The following is a 17,224-nucleotide window of genomic DNA, read 5'->3' on the forward strand; positions in this document are numbered from 1 at the left end:
GGGCAGGGGCTGGCATGAAACTGTACATCGGCAACAAGAACTACTCGAGCTGGTCGCTGCGCGGCTGGCTGGCGTGCAAGCAGTCGGGCCTGCCGTTCGAAGAGATCGTCGTGCCGTTGTATGACGATGCCTGGGCCGAGACCCGCCTGCGCGAGGAGTTCCAGCCGTCTGCCGGCAAAGTTCCGGTGCTGTGGGATGGCGAAGCGGTGGTGTGGGATTCGCTCGGCATCATCGACTGGCTTGCCGACAGGACGCACCGCGACCGCTTCTGGCCCAAGGACCCGGTCGCCTGCGGGCTTGCGCGCTCGATGGCGGCGGAAATGCACAGCGGCTACATGGCGCTGCGCCGCGAATTCAGCATGAACATGCGCGCGCGGCACACCGACGTCCCCGTCAGCCCCGAGGCGCACCAGGACGTGATGCGCATCCTCTCGCTCTGGGCCGAGGCGCGCGCGCGCTTCGGGCGCGGCGGTCCGTTCCTGTTCGGCAGCTTTGGCGCCGCCGACATCATGTTCGCCCCGGTGGTCAGCCGGTTCGAAACTTATGGGTTTACGCTGCCGGGCTTTGCCCGCGCGTACAGCGAGGCGGTTCTGGGCCATGAATGGATGGCGCAATGGACCGAGGCCGCGCTCGCCGAGACGTGGGTGATCGACCGGTTCGAGCGGTAAGGTATTTCTCCCATCCCGCCTGCGGAAGGGGAGAGAGATCGCGCTATGGCGTCACCACGGCAAACGCCGGGTCGAATGGCGGGTGAAGCATCAGCCAGCGCAGGAACAGCCCCGAATCCCCGTCGATCTTCATCGCGCCCGACTGCATCAGCTTCGGGAAATCGGTTTCCCCCAGCACGATGGCGTCAAAGTCCTTGCGGTTCAGCGTCACGGTTGCATTGGCATCGCTGAGCGTTGCGCCATAGCGCGGGATCTCGACATCGCCGTTGACCATGATGCCCAGCGTCTCCTTGGTGTCAGGCAGGATGAAGTTGATTCTGGCGCGCATGTTGCCCGAGCGTTCGGCGGCAAAGCGGGTGGCGAGCGCATCGAAGAACTCTGCCGTGGGGATAGCGCTGATGAAGCTGCGGCTCTGGGTACTCGCGCCCTTGCGCGGCAGTTCGGTGCCGCGCAGCGTGGCCGCGCCTGCGAGATAGTAATTGCGCCAGATCCCCGATTCGGCAGCAAAGCCCAGCGCCTCGTAGCTGTCGGCGAGCGCCGCCTTGGCTGCCGCGTTCGCGGGCTCGGCAAACACCAGATGGTTGAGCAATTCGGCGGCCCAGCGGTGGTTGCCCGCGCCTTGCGCCTTTTTGCCCGCCGCAAGCAGCGCATCGGCGCCGCCCGCCAGCTCGACATAGCCCTTGCCCGCGGTCACCGGGGGAAGCGGATTGAAGTTGGCCGGAACTCCGTCCCACCAGCCATAATAACGCTGATAGGTCGCCTTCATGTTGTGGTTGATCGTGCCGTAGTAGCCGCGCGCGGCATAGGCCTGCTGCTGCGCCGAAGGCTCGGCGATGCCGTCGGCAAGTTCGTGCAGCGTCATGCCGGAGTTGGCGCGGCCCAAAGTGCGGTCGTGGACAAAGCGATAGGCATCGCGCTGGTTCTCCAGATAGCCCGCGACCCGCGCCTGCCCCCAGGTCGGCCAGTTGTGCGACGCGATCTGCACCTCGGCGCTGCCGCCCCATTTGACCAGCGCCTTGTCGATGATCTTCGACCAGAGCAGCGCATCGCGCACCTGCGCGCCGCGCAGCGTGAGGATGTTGTGCATCGTCTTCACCGAAACCTCGGTGGTGTGCAGCACCTTGAAATCGGGCAGATAGAACAGGAATTCGGCGGGCGCCTCGGTCCCGGCGGCATCGAGGAAATCGAAGCGCACGCCGTCGATGATTTTCAGGCCACCCTCGGGCCCGATCAGCATATTGGGCGAAAGGTACCCGGTGGTGCCGACCGACAGCCCGGTCCCAAGGCCATTGTCGACCCGGCCCTCGACTCCCGGCGCCAGCGCGGTGCCGAACATGTAGGATGAGCGGCGGGTCATGGCGTTGCCCGCAAGCACGTTCTCGCTCACCGCTTCCTCGGCAAAGCCGTGCGGCGCGACCACCGGCACCTTGCGCTTTTTCACCTCGTCAGCCGAGATGATCCCGCCGACCCCGCCGAAATGGTCGGCATGGCTGTGGCTGAACAGAAGTGCCGATATCGGCAGCTTGCCGATCTTCGATTCGGCAAGCTGCATCGCTGCGGCCGCAGCTTCCTCGGTGAGAAGCGGGTCGACCACGATCCATCCGGTCTTGCCCGAGATGATCGTCATCACCGCGATGTCATAGCCGCGCACCTGCCACACCTTGCCCGGGACGATCTCGAACAGCCCATGGATGCGGTTGAGCCGGGCCTGCCGCCACAACGAGGGGTGGACGGTCGAAGGTGCGGTTTCGGCGTTGAGGAAATCGAACGCGCCTGCATCCCAAACGGTCTTGCCATCTGACGTGCGGATCAGCCCGCCGGGAATCTCGGCGATCTTGCCGCGGGTCGCATCGGCAAGGTCGCTGCCGTCATCGGCGGGGAGCCTCGCCAGCACGGCCGCGCGCTCGGCGTCGGTGAGCTGCGCTTGCGCCGCCATCGGCGTCGCGAGCGCAAGCGCCATCACGCCGGTTTTCCAGATCCGTTTCATCGTCATCCTCCATCCTGATCGCCTGGCGCTGCTGCGCCTATCTATTGGCAGCGATGCTGCCATAAGCGATCGCGGATGTCAGCATCTGTTCGTCGGCCCGGTTCGAAAACCGATCTGTCGTGCGGCAGATGCCCATGCAAAAAGGCCGATAGCCGGTTGACTTGGCAGTCTGCCGCCGCTCTTACAGCCGGATGATCGAACTGTATCTCATCCCCATTTTGCTGGGAATCGTCGAAGGCCTGACCGAGTTTCTTCCGGTTTCATCCACTGGGCACCTGATCCTCGCCACCGAGCTGCTGGGCTTCGATGCCCAGGCCTGGGCGGTGTTCAACATCGCGATCCAGCCCGGCGCGATTCTTGCCATCGTCGTGCTCTACTGGCGGACGTTCATGGATGTGCTCAAGGGCCTGATGACATGGGAGCCTTCGGCGGTCGCCTTCACCCGCAACCTGCTGATCGCCTTCTTCCCCGCCGTCGTGCTGGGCCTGGCGTTTGGCGATCAGATCGACAAACTGCTCGAAAATGCGGTGGTGGTCGCCTGGGCGCTGATCATCGGCGGTGTCGCGATCCTGGTGGTCGAGAAACTCGCCAAGACCAGCGATGCCGGCGGTGTTGCCGGCGTTCCGTTCAAGACCGCGATCGGCATCGGCCTCGTCCAGTGCATCGCGATGATCCCCGGCGTCAGCCGCTCGGGCGCGACCATCCTGGGTGCCATGGCGATGGGCGTCGACCGCAAGACCGCGGCAGAGTTCAGCTTCTTTCTGGCGCTGCCGACGCTGACCGGCGCCACCGCGCTTCAGCTGTTCAAGAACCGCGAACTGCTGACCCCCGATGATTTCGGCGCGATCGCGATCGGCTTTGTCGTCTCGTTCGTGGTCGCGTTGGTAGTGGTGAAGGCGTTCCTCAAGATCATCACCCGCTTCGGATTCGTGCCCTTTGCCTGGTATCGCATAATCGCAGGCGTGGCGGCTCTGGTGTGGCTCGCCAACAGATAGTCGCATTTCGGTCCTTTAAAGGTGGCCATGCCTCCAGGCATACGCCTGTAGCTAGATGGTCCAAAATTACAAAGTCAGTAAGGCTTACCTATTGTCATAAAAGTACGTGACTCCGCCGATCCGATGACCTAAAGCTGCGGCAATCGCGGCGGGCGCATAGCCCTGCCGCCGACTAACCATCAGCGCGACAGGTAGGATATGGCAGAACAACCGGAAAACGGGCAACCGCACGGCGCAACCCAGGCTGCGGCCATGGCAGCGGAAAAGCTGGCGATGCTCAAGTTCGTCGATCTCGACCAGTCATACCCGCCCAAGCGCGCTGCCGACGCGCGCGCCGAGGATTTCGACGAGATCTCGGATCGTTTCGATGGCCACGCCGCGCAGGAGCAGTCCGCGCGCTGCTCGCAATGCGGCGTGCCCTATTGCTCGACGCACTGCCCCTTGCACAACCACATCCCCGACTGGCTGCGGTTGACCGCGGAAGGCCGGCTGCGCGAGGCGTACGAGATGTCGAACCTGACATCGACCATGCCCGAGATCTGCGGTCGCATCTGCCCGCAGGATCGCCTCTGCGAAGGCAATTGCGTGATCGAATTCTCCGGCCACGGCGCGGTGACCATCGGTTCGGTCGAAAAGTACATCACCGATACCGCCTGGGAGCAGGGCTGGGTCGAACCGGTCGCCGTCGGGCGTCCGCGCGGCCAGTCGGTGGGCATCATCGGTGCAGGCCCAGCCGGGCTGACGACGGCGGAGTATCTGCGCATGGGCGGCTATGACGTCCATGTCTATGACCGCTACGATCGCGCGGGCGGGCTGCTGACCTATGGCATCCCGGGCTTCAAGCTCGAAAAGGACGTGGTCATGCGCCGGGTCAAGCGGCTCGAGGACGCAGGTATCGTGTTTCACAACGGCTTCGACGTCGGGCGCGATGCGAGCATGGAAGAGCTGCGCGAGCGTCATGACGCGGTGCTGATCGCCACCGGCGTGTACAAGGCGCGCGACATCAAGGTGCCCGGAATCGGCGCCGATGGCGTGGTGGCGGCGCTCGATTATCTCGTCGCTTCCAACCGCAAGGGCTTTGGCGACGATGTCCCCGCATTCGACAGCGGCGCGCTCAATGCGCAAGGCAAGAACGTCGTCGTCATCGGCGGCGGCGATACCGCGATGGATTGCGTGCGCACCGCGGTCCGCCAGGGCGCGGCGTCGGTCAAATGCCTCTACCGCCGCGACCGGATCAACATGCCCGGTTCGCAGCGCGAAGTTTTGAACGCCGAGGAAGAAGGCGTCGAGTTCGTCTGGCTGTCCGGGCCTGTCGCGGTCGAAGGCACGCCGCACGCCAGCGCGGTGCGCGCCAGCCGGATGCGGCTGGGTGCGCCCGATGCCTCGGGCCGCAGCACCCCCGAGCCCGATCCCGACAGCGATTTTTCTGTCCCCGCCGATCTGGTGATCAAGGCCCTGGGCTTCGATCCCGAGGATCTGCCAGGCGCGTTCGGCTGCGACGAGCTGTCGGTCAACCGCTGGGGCACGCTGCGGGTCGATCACAAGACGATGATGACCAGCCTCGACGGGGTGTTCGCCGCTGGCGACATCGTGCGCGGGGCATCTTTGGTGGTCTGGGCGATCCGCGACGGACGCGATGTCGCCGAACATATGCACAAATATCTGAAGGCCAAGGCGCGGGCGGGTGCGCAGAAGGTCGCAGCATGAAGCACTGCGCCTGCCTCATATTCGGTCCATTGTTCTTTGCGATGCCTGCAGCAAGCTATGCGTTTTTGCAACCGGTTGGCGCGGACAGAGCCATGGTTCAGTCATCACCTGTTGAGATGCTTGCAGATCTTTTGGTAAGTCCCGATGGGTTGATTCAGTCGCTACTGAATGATTTTGAATGGGAAGTTAGAAAAAAAGTTGGAGAGGGAAATGACGTTTCCCCGGAAATGACATACCCTGGAATAACTGAGGCCATTGTTCGTGCAACGCGTAACGAGACAGAATTAATATTGGAGGAAAATCTACCAGCTCTTAGACATTTCGTATTAAGTCTCTTAAAAAAAGAGCTGACTTTAGATGAAGTAAGCCAAGCTTATAATTTCTATAGCTCGCCAACGGGTCGAAAGTTGTCCCGTGCTGCGATCAATGGTGCAACTGGGTCTGAATTAGATGAGATCGTCCAAGCAGGTACTATAGCAGCGCTGCAAGCAATGGGCCCCGAAGATACCGACGCACTGACCAGGTTTGGGAACTCGGCCGTTTATCCCAAGCTGGCCGCTCTCCGGCCAAAGCTGCGGCAAGGTACGAGCGATTGGGTCGCTGAGGTCTTGTCGCGCGAGCAGGGGCGCGTTTCGCAGGTCTTCCTTGATGCAATTGCAGCACACATCGCCGACCTACAGCAAAAGGTTTCAGAATGACCCACTTCGCCACTCCCGAACACGAACGTCTCGCCCGCGAGGGCATGTACCGGCCCGACTATGAATCCGATGCCTGCGGTGTCGGGCTGGTCGCGGCGACCGATGGCAAGCCCTCGCGGCGCGTGGTCGAAAGCGCGATCGATGCGCTGAAGGCGGTGTGGCACCGCGGCGCGGTCGATGCCGATGGCAAGACCGGCGACGGTGCCGGCCTGCATGTCGATCTGCCGGTGCGCTTCTTCGACGATGCGATCGCCGATTCGGGGCACAAGGTGCTCCCCAACAAGCTCGCCGTGGGCATGATCTTCCTGCCGCGCACCGATCTGCAGGCGCAGGAAACCTGCCGCACGATTGTCGAGAGCGAGATCATCGAGGCGGGCTATACCATCTATGGCTGGCGGCAGGTGCCGGTCGACATCTCGGTGATTGGCGACAAGGCGCAGCGCACCCGGCCTGAGATCGAACAGATCATGATCGCGGGTCCAATGCCTGACGAACAGAATGTCGCCGAGTTCGAAAAGCAGCTCTATCTCGTCCGTAGGCGTATCGAGAACAAGGTCATCGCCGCGCAGATCAACGACTTCTATGTCTGTTCGCTGTCGTGCCGGTCGATCATCTACAAGGGGCTGTTCCTCGCCGAGAGCCTGTCGGTGTTCTATCCTGATCTCACCGATCCGCGCTTCGAAAGCCGGATCGCGATCTTCCATCAGCGCTATTCGACCAACACCTTCCCGCAATGGTGGCTGGCGCAGCCGTTCCGCTGCCTTGCGCACAATGGCGAGATCAACACCATCCGCGGCAACAAGAACTGGATGAAGAGCCACGAGATCAAGATGGCGAGCCTTGCGTTCGGCGAGAACAGCGAGGACATCAAGCCGGTGATCCCCGCTGGTGCGTCGGATACGGCTGCATTGGATGCGGTGTTCGAGGCGATCTGCCGTTCGGGGCGCGAGGCGCCCACCGCCAAGATCATGCTGGTGCCTGAGGCCTGGCAGGGCGACCAGGTGCTGCCGCCCGAGCACAAGGCGATGTACGAATATATGGCCAGCGTCATGGAGCCTTGGGACGGCCCGGCGGCGCTCGCGATGACCGATGGCCGCTGGGCGGTCGCAGGGGTCGACCGCAACGCGCTGCGTCCACTGCGCTATTCGGTCACCAACGACAACCTGCTGGTGATCGGGTCTGAAACCGGAATGGTGGTGCTGCCCGAAAGCAGCATCGTCGAGAAGGGCCGTCTTGGCCCGGGCCAGATGATCGCGGTCGATCTGCACGAGGGTCGTTTCTACCACGACCGTGCGATCAAGGACCGGATCGCCGCTGAGCAGCCCTACCGCGAACTGGTCAAGGGCTTCCGCCAGCTCTCCGACCTGCCGCCCGCAGCTGCCGACAGCCTGCCCGACATGACCCGCGCCGAACTCACCCGTCGCCAGGTTGCGGCCGGCCTCACCATCGAGGACATGGAGACGATCCTTGCGCCGATGGCCGAGGACGCCAAGGAAGCCATCGGATCGATGGGCGATGATACGCCGCTTGCGGTGGTCAGCGCCAAGCCGCGCCCGATCGCGCAGTTCTTCCGCCAGAACTTCAGCCAGGTCACCAACCCGCCGATCGATTCGTTGCGCGAGCGGCACGTGATGAGCCTGAAGACGCGTTTTTCCAACCTTGCCAACATCCTTGAGCAGGACAGCCAGAACGAGCGCGTGCTGGTGCTCGACACCCCGGTGCTGACCAATGCCGACTGGCTGCGGCTGAAGGCCGATTTCGGATCGAACGTCGCCGAGATCCATTGCGTGTTCCCCGCCGATGGCGGCCCCGAGCAGCTGCGCAGCGCGATCTCGCGGATCCGCAACGAGGCCGAGCAGGCGGTGCGCGAAGGCAGCACCGAGATCTTCCTGACCGACGAGACCGCCAACGAGGACCAGATCGGCGTACCGATGATCCTGGCCGCCGCCGCCGTCCACACCCACCTCGTGCGCAAGGGGCTGCGCGCCTATTCGTCGATCAACGTGCGCTCAGCCGAGTGCCTCGACACGCACCATTTCGCGGTGCTGATCGGCGCGGGCGCGACCACGGTCAACGCCTGGCTGGCCGAGCTCTCGATCGCCGACAGGCAGGCGCGCGGCCTATGCGGCGCGCTGTCGCTCGACACCTGCATCGCCAACTATCGCAAGGCGATCAACGAGGGCCTGCTCAAGATCATGTCCAAGATGGGCATCGCGGTGATCTCGAGCTATCGCGGCGGCTACAATTTCGAGGCAGTGGGGCTGAGCCGCGCTTTGGTCAACGACCTGTTCCCCGGAATGCCCTCGAAGATCTCGGGCGAAGGCTATGCCTCGCTGCACCTCAACGCCAAGTTGCGCCACGACGCGGCGTGGGACAGCAATGTCGCGCGGCTGCCGATCGGCGGATTCTACAAGCAGCGCGATGGCGGCGAGGCGCATGCCTATTCCGCCGGCCTGATGCACCTGCTGCAGACCGCGGTCGCCAAGGACAGCTATTCGCAATACCTCCAGTTCGCCGAAGGCGTGCGCCAGCTGCCGCCGGTGTATCTGCGCGATCTGATGGAGTTCAACTACGCGCCCAAGGCGGTGGCCCTGGACGAGGTCGAGGCAATCACCGAGATCCGCAAGCGCTTCGTGACGCCCGGCATGTCGCTGGGTGCGCTGTCGCCCGAGGCGCACGAGACGCTGGCGATCGCGATGAACCGCATCGGCGCCAAGGCGGTGTCGGGCGAGGGCGGCGAGGCCTCCGAGCGCTTTTCGCCGCGCGAGAATGGCGACAACGCCAATTCGGGGATCAAGCAGATCGCCTCGGGCCGCTTCGGCGTCACCGCCGAATATCTGGGCGCGTGCGAGGAGATCGAGATCAAGGTCGCGCAAGGGGCAAAGCCCGGCGAGGGCGGGCAGCTGCCGGGCTTCAAGGTGACCGAATACATCGCCAAATTGCGCCATTCGACCCCCGGGGTGACCTTGATCAGCCCGCCGCCGCACCACGACATCTATTCGATCGAGGATCTGGCGCAGCTGATCTATGACCTGAAGCAGATCAACCCGAATGCGCGCGTGTGCGTCAAGCTGGTGTCGGCTGCGGGCATCGGCACGATTGCTGCCGGCGTCGCCAAGGCGCATGCCGACGTGATCCTGGTCTCGGGCAATGTCGGCGGCACCGGAGCGTCCCCGCAGACCAGCATCAAATATGCCGGCACCCCGTGGGAAATGGGGCTGTCCGAGGCCAATCAGGTTCTGTCGCTCAATGGCCTTCGCCACCGTGTCAAATTGCGCACCGATGGCGGGCTCAAGACCGGGCGCGATGTCGTCATCGCGGCGATCCTGGGGGCAGAAGAGTTCGGCATCGGCACGCTCTCGCTGGTGGCGATGGGCTGCATCATGGTGCGCCAGTGCCATTCGAACACCTGCCCGGTGGGCGTGTGCGTGCAGGACGAGCGGCTGCGTGCCAAGTTCACCGGCACGCCTGAAAAGGTCATCAACCTGATGACCTTCATCGCCGAGGAAGTGCGCGAGATCCTCGCGCGGCTGGGCTTCCGCAGCCTCGACGAGATCATCGGCCGCACCGACCTGCTGCGTCAGGTCAGCCGCGGTGCCGAGCATCTCGACGATCTCGATCTCAACCCGATCCTCGCCAAGGTGGATGTCGCCAGCGACCAGCGCCGGTTCAACCTCGACACCTGGCGCAACGCGGTGCCCGACAGCCTCGATGCGCTGATCATCAAGGATGCCAAGCCCGTGTTCGAACGGCGCGAGAAAATGCAGCTGACGTACAATGTGCGCAACACGCACCGCGCGGTCGGCACCCGGCTGTCGGCGGAGATCACGCGGATCTACGGGATGAAGGCGCTCGACGAGGGGCATGTCCGCATCCGGCTGCGTGGGTCTGCGGGCCAGTCATTGGGCGCATTCCTGTGCCAGGGGATCACGCTGGAAGTGTTCGGCGATGCCAACGACTATGTCGGCAAGGGGCTGTCGGGGGGCACGATCATCGTGCGGCCCACGGTCAGCTCGCCTCTGGTCAGCCATGCCAACACGATCATCGGCAACACCGTGCTCTATGGCGCGACGGCGGGCAAATTGTTCGCCGCGGGCCAGGCGGGCGAGCGCTTTGCGGTGCGCAACTCGGGCGCCGAGGTGGTGGTCGAAGGCTGCGGCGCGAACGGCTGCGAATACATGACCGGCGGCACTGCGGTGATCCTGGGAGAGACCGGAGGCAATTTCGGCGCGGGCATGACCGGCGGCATGGCGTTCGTGCTCGACCGGCATGATCGCTTCTCCGGCCAGGCCAATCCCGAATCGATCGTGTGGCAGCGGATCGACAGCGCGCACTGGGAAGACCGGCTCAAGGGGCTGATCGCTGCGCATATCGAGGGCACCGACAGCCAGTGGGCACAGGAGATCCTGCGCAACTGGGATCGCTATCTGCCGCAATTCTGGCAGGTCTGCCCCAAGGAGATGCTCACCCGGCTGGCCCATCCGCTCAGCGATGCGGTGGCGATGGAAGCAGCCGAATAGGCACCTGCACCCCAAACAGAAACCCCGCCTGCAGCCTTGGGGAAAGGGCTGCAGGCGGGGTCTGTTTTTTTGCCGCTGTCGGTTACCCGATAGCGGTCAGCAGGCCGTCGCTCAGAAGTTGAACGCCAGGCCGCCGGTTACGCGGGTGGTGTCGAAGCCCAGGGTGTCGGCCGTGACGCGCAGCGCGGTGTTGGTGCCGATCTTGTACTGGGCACCGACGCCGACGAGATAGTCGCCGCTGGTGTCATCGAAGCCGGCCGGGGCATTCACGCCGGTCGCACGACGAACGTCGACATCGACCCACTGATAGCCGCCGCGCGCAAAGATCTGGCCGCTCTGGCCAACACGCACGCCGATCTTGCCGGTGGCGCCATATTCGCTGTCGATGATTCCCGAGCCAAGGTTGAAGTTGCCTTCGGCACCGACGATCAGCGTCGGGCCGACGGGAACGTCGACACCGGCGAACAGGCCATAGATTGGGCTGCCGTCCTTGCCGAGCGGGTTGTTGCCCAGGTCATGATAGCCGCCCTGCGCACCGACATAGACTTCGGTCTGGGGCGCGTCCTGCGCCATTGCGGGCGCCGACAGGGCAAAGGGTGCCGCAGCAAAGGCTGCAAAGGCTGCGAGTTTGATGGGGGAGAGTTTCTTCATTATTGTGTCCTTCATTGGACGTCGGGTTCAACGCCGACGCCCCACCCGGTTAGACTGCCAAGGCGGACTGCAAGCTGAACGAAAGATGCTGTCAATCGACAGATTGCTGCGGTTGGTCGTAATAAAATGACAATCTGTTCATCTTCGCGATTTCTGGCGGACGCTTTTCGCGCATCGGCTTTTTCCACCGGGAAAATCAGTGCTCGCCCGTTCGCGGCTGTGGACGCCTGCCTGTTGCTGGGGCATGGATAATGCCATGTGGCAGTTGTTCCAGTTTCCCTTGTGTCCGTTTTCGCGAAAAGTCCGGCTGCTGCTGGGGGAAAAGGGTATCGGCTATGAGCTGGTGCGCGAATCACCCTGGGAACAGCGCGACGAATTTCTCGACATGAACCCCGCCGGGCGCACCCCGGTGATGCGCCACCGCGATCGCGACCAGACCCTGTGCGACAGCTGGGCGATCTGCGAGTATTTCGAGGAAACGGTCGAGAAGAACCCGATGATCAACGGGTCCGCCGACAACCGCGCCGAGATCCGGCGGCTGGTGGCGTGGTTCGATGAGCAGTTCTTCGGCGATGTCGTTGCCCCCCTGATGCACGAACGCATGCGCAAGCGGCTGATCTATCGCCAGCCGCCCGATGGCCGGGTGCTGCGCGAGGCGATGCGGCTGGCCAACACTCACCTCGATTACATCGACTATCTGCTCGACCATAATGCGTGGATCGGCGGCGCGACGATGAGCCTGGCAGACCTGGCCGCTGCTGCGCATATCTCGATTGCCGATTATCTGGGCGGGATCGACTGGCTGGCGCACGCCCAGACCGCCGACTGGTACCGGAAGTTCAAATCCCGGCCTTCCTTTCGTCCGCTGCTGGCCGAACGGATGGAAGTGATCAAGCCCCCCTCGCATTACGAAGAAGCGGATTTTTAAAGAGAATCTCCCCTACCGCCTGCGGGAGGGGCAGGTTCAGCTTGCTGAACCGGGGTGGGCCTGAAAGCACGACGTTGGCGCAGGCCCACCCCGTCTTCGCCTTCGGCTCAGCCTCCCCTCCCGTAAACGGGAGGGGAGAGGCTCGTTCTTACGCGCTCAGCGCCATTTCGCGGCCGATCTGGTAGCGCTTCATCTTTTCGACGAAGGTCGTGCGCTGCAGCATGACGAGCCGGGCGGCGGCCGAGACCACGCCGCCGGTCGATTCGAGCGCTTCGATCAGGACGCGCTTTTCCTCGTTCTGCAGATGCTCGCGCAGGTCCATCGGGCGGGCAAAGCGCGGGGTGGCGGCCATCGGCGCGGCCAGCGCGACCACGTTTTCGGGCAGTTCGACCGCGACCGGTGCGGCGATTGCGGCGCGCGCCGAGCGCGCGGGGCGCAGCAGCATCGCCATCTGGTCGGTGCCCACTTCCATGCCCTGGAAAAACACGGCAGCGCGCTCGACCAGGTTCTTGAGCTCGCGGACATTGCCCGGCCAGTCGTGCGCCATCAGGATGGCGAGCGCCTCGTCGGTGAACACCGGGGGGTTGTCGCTGGCAAAGCCGCGCGACAGGAAATGCTGGACCAGCATCGGCACGTCCTCGACCCGGTCTGCCAGCGCAGGGAGTTCGATCGGCAGGACGTTGAGCCGGTAGAAAAGGTCGGCGCGGAACCGGCCTTCGGCAATTGCGCTTTCCAGGCACTGGTGGGTCGCCGCGATCAGGCGGACATCGACATTGACATCGTCGTTGCTGCCGATGCGGCGGACCTTGTGGTCCTCCAGCACGCGCAGCAGGCGGACCTGCATGTCGAGCGGCATCTCGCCGATTTCGTCGAGGAACAGGGTGCCGGTGTTGGCGGCTTCGAAATGGCCGATGCGGCGCGCCATGGCGCCGGTGAAGCTGCCCTTTTCATGACCGAACAGTTCCGATTCGATCAGTTCGCGCGGGATGGCGCCGCTGTTGACCGCGATGAAGGGTGATGCGGCGCGCGACGATGCGCGGTGCAGGGCATGTGCGACCAGCTCCTTGCCGGTGCCCGAAGGACCGGTGATCAGCACGGAAGCGCGGGTTTCTGCGGCGAAACGGACCAGACCGCGAATTTCGCGGATCGCGGTGCTGTTGCCCACGATCATGTCTGCCATTGCCAGTGCGTCCAGCGTTTCCATGTAATTTGCCCCGTTTTCCATTCATGGCGGTCGTTACCGCCTTGGGTTAACGATTTAGGGGTAATTCGTTAACGATGCGTAAAGCCGTCAGCCCGGGTGACAGATTACGCCAATTTTTTGACAGGGGGCAGGCGGGGGCTGTGCCGGATCCGGACGCGCGGCAACTGCCGCAGGTCAGCGCTTTTCGGCGGGCTTGGCGAGCGTGAAGCAATGCTCGAAATCGACATCGGTGGCATCGTCGTCGGGCGCGCGGGCCTTTTCGCGCGCGTCGATCGCCTCGCGGGTCTCGATGAAGCGCCGGTCGGCCTCGTTGCCGCTGAGGCCTTCGTCGCGCATCTCGTCGCGCGCGCGCGATTCGAGCACCGTGGCCAGAGTCTTGAGATCGCGTGCGGTCGCCGAATCGCCTTCGCGGCCAGCGACCTCGTCAAAGGCGAGCTGTAGATAGATCGCGCATTGCAGCATCGAGGGCGGCGGCGGCAGCGGCACCGCAGCGTCGAGCTTGGCAAGGCACGGGGTCATGATGGCATCGACCACGCCCGCCGGATCGTTGGATTGTGCCGCCTGGGCCTGCAGGTCCTCGACGATCCGGGTAAGTGCCAGCCCAACCGCGTCGTCGTCCGTCGCGGTCTCCGTGACGATCCGCTCGGCGGTGGCGACGAAATAGCTGCGGCCGCGCACTACCAGGGTGGGATAGGCGAGCGCAGAGGTCACGCCGCGCGCCTGTTCGGATGCGATGATTGCAAACGCCGCCGCGCAGGTCAGGTCCTCGCGCTGCGCCGGTGTCAGCGCAGGAGCCGAAACGGGCGCGGGCGCAGGGGCGGCGGGGGCAGCCGGAACGGCGGCGGTTTGCAGGCTCAGCAGCAGCAACAGGCTTTTCATGCCGCCGCTTATGCGCACCCGCCCGGATGCTGTCACCTGATTTCGCGCGAGGCATCCCGCCACGATATGACAGCCGCGTTGCAAGGCCGATTGTCAGCGCATCGCAGGCCGGGCATAGGCTTGCCGCCATGATCCTGCGTCATCCCCGATCGTTCGCGCTGCTGGCTGGCGCCCTGTCTGCCACCGGCTTTGCGCCTTTGGGGCTGTGGCCGGTGACGCTGATCGCTTATGCAGTGTTGATCCACCTGATCGCCAGCGCACCTTCAAAGCGCGGCGCGTTTTCGCGCGGCTGGTTCTTCGCGGTGGGGCAGTTCAGCATCGGCCTCAACTGGATCGCGCATGCCTTCACCTATCAGGACACGATGCCGGCCTGGCTGGGCTGGGTCGCGGTGGTCGGATTGTCGCTCTACCTGGCACTGTTCCCGGGATTTGCGGCGCTGTTCGCCAGATGGCTGGCGCGAGGCGAGGAGCGCAGCGCAGACACGGCGTTCGTCCTCGCCTTTGCTGGGCTGTGGCTGGTTACCGAATGGATGCGCGCCTGGGTTTTCACCGGCTTTGCCTGGAACCCGCTGGGTGTGGCCGCGCTCGAGGCGGGCTGGGGATCGCGGCTGGTGGGCACCTATGGCCTTGGCGCGCTGGTGGTGCTGGCCGCGGGCGCGGTATGGCTGCTCGCGCGCAGGCAGTTCATCGCGGCGGCGGCTATACTGGCGGGCGTCGGCGCGGTGACCGGCGCGGGCTGGCTCACCCAGATGGATAAAGCCGGCTTCAGCGATACGCCAATCACCGTGGTCCAGCCGAACAACGATCAGGGCGAAAAATACGATCCCGTCGCTTCCGCGCGCAACTTTGCGCGGCTCACCCGCCAGACCGTCGACCGCAAGGCCGCTGGCCCGCGCATCGTGTTCTGGCCCGAGGCCGCGATCGAGGACTTTCTCGAGGACGGTTATCCGCGCCGCTATATGTACCCGGAAACCGCCGCGGGCGTGCGCGCGCGGCTGACCCGCGCGATCAATGATGGCGACCTGCTGATCACCGGCGGGGTCAAGCTGGACTTCGACCGCAACGGCCAGCCGATCGCGGCGGCCAACAGCGTGTTCGCGCTGTCCAGCCGGTCCGAGATCCTGGGCAGCTATGACAAGAGCCATCTGGTGCCCGGCGGTGAGTATCTGCCTTATGAGGAGATCCTCGGCCGGATCGGCCTCTCGCGGCTGGTTCCCGGCACGATCGGCTTCACGCCCGGGCCCGGCGCGCAGACGCTTGATCTGGGATCGTTCGGGCGGATGGGGCTGCAGATCTGCTACGAGATCATCTTCTCGGGCGAGGTGGTGGATGCCGCCAACCGCCCCGATTATCTGTTCAACCCGAGCAACGATGCCTGGTTCGGATCCTGGGGCCCGCCGCAGCATCTGGCGCAGGCGCGGCTGCGCGCGCTGGAAGAGGGCGTGCCGGTGATCCGCTCGACCCCCACAGGAATTTCGGCGGTGATCGATGCCGATGGCCGGCTGCTCCACAGCATCGCGCACAAAAGCGCGGGCCATATCGATGCGATGCTGCCGCGCCCGCACGGCCCGACCCCGTTTGCCTTGTGGGGCAACCTTGTGCCGCTGGCGTTTGCGGGCGTGCTGCTGCTGTTGGCGGTTGCACTGCGCGCATTCCGTCGTTAAGGGCGATCATATAAGGAATTCTTTATATGTGCCTGCCGGGGGGTTTTCCGGCATGCCCCAGCAAGAAGGCGACCCATGCGCAAGAGCTTCCTCTTCACCTCCGAATCCGTCAGCGAAGGCCATCCCGACAAGGTTGCGGACCAGATTTCCGACGCCGTCGTCGACCTGTTCCTCTCCAAGGATCCCTATGCACGCATTGCATGTGAAACGTTGACCACGACCCAGCGCGTCGTGCTTGCCGGAGAAATCCGTTGCAAGGGCGTCTACGAAAACGGCGAATGGGCACCGGGTGCCAAGGAAGAGATCGAGCAGGCCGTTCGCGCCACCGTAAAGCGCATCGGCTATGAGCAGGACGGCTTCCACTGGGAAACCTTCAGCTTCGAAAACCACCTGCACGGCCAGTCTTCGGAAATCGCGCAGGGCGTCGATGCCAAGGACAACAAGGACGAAGGTGCAGGCGACCAGGGAATCATGTTCGGCTATGCGTCGGACGAGACCGAAGACCTGATGCCCGCAACGCTCGACTATTCGCACAAGATCCTCGAGCAGCTCGCGCACGATCGTCACAACAAGGTCGTCGATTTCCTCGAGCCCGACGCCAAGAGCCAGGTGACCTTGGCGTATGAAGACGAAAAGCCGGTGCGCGCCACCGCTTTGGTCGTCTCGACCCAGCACGCTCCGGGCTATTTCTGGCACGAAGGCAAGGGCGATGCGGACAAGTACAAGAAGCTGTACGACCACGTCGTCGCTGTGATGCACAAGGTTCTGCCCGAAGGCTTCATCACCGATGAAACCGCGATCTACGTCAATCCGACCGGATCGTTCGAAATCGGCGGCCCCGATGGCGATGCCGGCGTGACCGGACGCAAGATTATCGTGGACACCTACGGCGGTGCATCGCCGCACGGTGGCGGCGCGTTCTCGGGCAAGGACCCGACCAAGGTCGACCGTTCGGCTGCCTATATCAGCCGCTACATGGCCAAGAACATCGTCGCAGCCGGCCTTGCGCGCCGCTGCACCATCCAGCTGTCCTACGCCATCGGCATCGCCGAGCCGCTGTCGCTCTATGTCGACACGCACGGCACGGGAACGGTCGCCGACGACAAGATCGAGGCGGTTCTGCCGCAGCTGGTTCGCCTGACACCGCGCGGCATCCGCGAGCATCTGGGCCTCAACAAGCCGATCTACCAGAAGTCGGCTGCTTATGGTCACTTCGGCCGCAAGCCAGAAGGCGACTTCTTCCCCTGGGAGAAGACCGACCTGGCCGACAAGCTGAAGGCCGCTCTGGCCTGATCTTTTCGAACTGAACACAAAAGGGCCGGG

The 17,224-nt window shown here is 64.0% G+C and carries 12 protein-coding genes; 8 read left to right on the plus strand and 4 right to left on the minus strand.

Going from position 1 to position 17,224, the window contains the following annotated elements:
- Window positions 1–14 precede the first annotated feature (14 nt).
- Complete coding sequence (locus IP68_RS11125) at window positions 15–668, plus strand: glutathione S-transferase family protein (protein WP_054135058.1); 654 nt, start codon at window positions 15–17, stop codon at window positions 666–668.
- Between the two features lie 43 nt (window positions 669–711).
- Here IP68_RS11125 and IP68_RS11130 read toward each other — a convergent pair whose 3' ends face one another.
- Window positions 712–2,655, minus strand: a complete 1,944-nt coding sequence (locus IP68_RS11130; protein WP_231683925.1) for an alkyl/aryl-sulfatase — start codon at window positions 2,653–2,655, stop codon at window positions 712–714.
- 191 nt (window positions 2,656–2,846) lie between these two features.
- Between IP68_RS11130 and IP68_RS11135 the strand changes: the two genes are divergently transcribed.
- From IP68_RS11135 to gltB, 4 genes are all read left to right on the plus strand, one after another.
- Complete coding sequence (locus tag IP68_RS11135; RefSeq protein ID WP_054135060.1) at window positions 2,847–3,650, plus strand: undecaprenyl-diphosphate phosphatase; 804 nt, start codon at window positions 2,847–2,849, stop codon at window positions 3,648–3,650.
- A 273-nt stretch (window positions 3,651–3,923) separates the two neighbouring features.
- Window positions 3,924–5,357, plus strand: coding sequence for an NAD(P)-dependent oxidoreductase (locus tag IP68_RS11140; RefSeq protein WP_369814858.1), 1,434 nt, complete (start codon window positions 3,924–3,926; stop codon window positions 5,355–5,357).
- Window positions 5,354–6,055, plus strand: a complete 702-nt coding sequence (locus tag IP68_RS20220) for a DUF2059 domain-containing protein (protein WP_156318062.1) — start codon at window positions 5,354–5,356, stop codon at window positions 6,053–6,055. Before IP68_RS11140 ends, IP68_RS20220 begins: the two co-directional genes overlap by 4 nt.
- Entirely contained in the window at window positions 6,052–10,575 is a 4,524-nt protein-coding gene (gene gltB / locus IP68_RS11150; RefSeq protein WP_054135062.1) for a glutamate synthase large subunit, read from the plus strand. The genes IP68_RS20220 and gltB overlap by 4 nt, the downstream gene beginning before the upstream one ends.
- 111 nt (window positions 10,576–10,686) lie before the next feature.
- On the opposite strand, the gene IP68_RS11155 is transcribed toward gltB, so the two are convergent.
- A complete protein-coding gene (locus IP68_RS11155; RefSeq protein ID WP_054135063.1) occupies window positions 10,687–11,226 on the minus strand; it encodes an outer membrane protein in 540 nt (179 codons plus the stop codon).
- A gap of 256 nt (window positions 11,227–11,482) precedes the next feature.
- On the opposite strand from IP68_RS11155, the gene IP68_RS11160 reads away from it, so the two are divergent.
- Entirely contained in the window at window positions 11,483–12,154 is a 672-nt protein-coding gene (locus IP68_RS11160) for a glutathione S-transferase family protein (protein ID WP_054135089.1), read from the plus strand.
- Between the two features lie 148 nt (window positions 12,155–12,302).
- Here the strand turns inward: IP68_RS11160 and IP68_RS20785 are convergent, their stop codons facing one another.
- Window positions 12,303–13,358: a sigma-54-dependent Fis family transcriptional regulator gene (locus IP68_RS20785; RefSeq protein ID WP_304438729.1), complete on the minus strand. Its 1,056-nt coding sequence runs from the start codon at window positions 13,356–13,358 to the stop codon at window positions 12,303–12,305.
- Window positions 13,359–13,532: 174 nt separating this feature from the next.
- On the minus strand, window positions 13,533–14,237 hold the full coding sequence (locus IP68_RS11170; protein ID WP_054135065.1) for a hypothetical protein: 705 nt from the start codon (window positions 14,235–14,237) through the stop codon (window positions 13,533–13,535).
- A 128-nt stretch (window positions 14,238–14,365) separates the two neighbouring features.
- On the opposite strand from IP68_RS11170, the gene lnt reads away from it, so the two are divergent.
- The gene (lnt, locus tag IP68_RS11175; RefSeq protein ID WP_054135066.1) at window positions 14,366–15,901 is read left to right on the plus strand and encodes an apolipoprotein N-acyltransferase; all 1,536 of its coding nucleotides are present in this window, start codon (window positions 14,366–14,368) and stop codon (window positions 15,899–15,901) included.
- A gap of 75 nt (window positions 15,902–15,976) precedes the next feature.
- A complete protein-coding gene (gene metK, locus IP68_RS11180; protein WP_054135067.1) occupies window positions 15,977–17,194 on the plus strand; it encodes a methionine adenosyltransferase in 1,218 nt (405 codons plus the stop codon).
- Window positions 17,195–17,224 lie beyond the last annotated feature (30 nt).

The sequence above is a fragment of the Blastomonas sp. AAP25 genome (genome assembly GCF_001295965.1).
In the GTDB taxonomy this organism is placed as follows: Bacteria; Pseudomonadota; Alphaproteobacteria; order Sphingomonadales; family Sphingomonadaceae; genus Blastomonas; species Blastomonas fulva.

Coding starts and splice junctions, on each gene's coding strand:
- IP68_RS11125 (WP_054135058.1), top strand. CDS start 15: ATGAAACTGTACATCGGCAACAAGAACTACTCGAGCTGGTCGCTGCGC.
- IP68_RS11130 (WP_231683925.1), bottom strand. CDS start 2,655: ATGAAACGGATCTGGAAAACCGGCGTGATGGCGCTTGCGCTCGCGACG.
- IP68_RS11135 (WP_054135060.1), top strand. CDS start 2,847: ATGATCGAACTGTATCTCATCCCCATTTTGCTGGGAATCGTCGAAGGC.
- IP68_RS11140 (WP_369814858.1), top strand. CDS start 3,924: ATGCTCAAGTTCGTCGATCTCGACCAGTCATACCCGCCCAAGCGCGCT.
- IP68_RS20220 (WP_156318062.1), top strand. CDS start 5,354: ATGAAGCACTGCGCCTGCCTCATATTCGGTCCATTGTTCTTTGCGATG.
- gltB (WP_054135062.1), top strand. CDS start 6,052: ATGACCCACTTCGCCACTCCCGAACACGAACGTCTCGCCCGCGAGGGC.
- IP68_RS11155 (WP_054135063.1), bottom strand. CDS start 11,226: ATGAAGAAACTCTCCCCCATCAAACTCGCAGCCTTTGCAGCCTTTGCT.
- IP68_RS11160 (WP_054135089.1), top strand. CDS start 11,483: ATGTGGCAGTTGTTCCAGTTTCCCTTGTGTCCGTTTTCGCGAAAAGTC.
- IP68_RS20785 (WP_304438729.1), bottom strand. CDS start 13,358: ATGGAAACGCTGGACGCACTGGCAATGGCAGACATGATCGTGGGCAAC.
- IP68_RS11170 (WP_054135065.1), bottom strand. CDS start 14,237: ATGAAAAGCCTGTTGCTGCTGCTGAGCCTGCAAACCGCCGCCGTTCCG.
- lnt (WP_054135066.1), top strand. CDS start 14,366: ATGATCCTGCGTCATCCCCGATCGTTCGCGCTGCTGGCTGGCGCCCTG.
- metK (WP_054135067.1), top strand. CDS start 15,977: ATGCGCAAGAGCTTCCTCTTCACCTCCGAATCCGTCAGCGAAGGCCAT.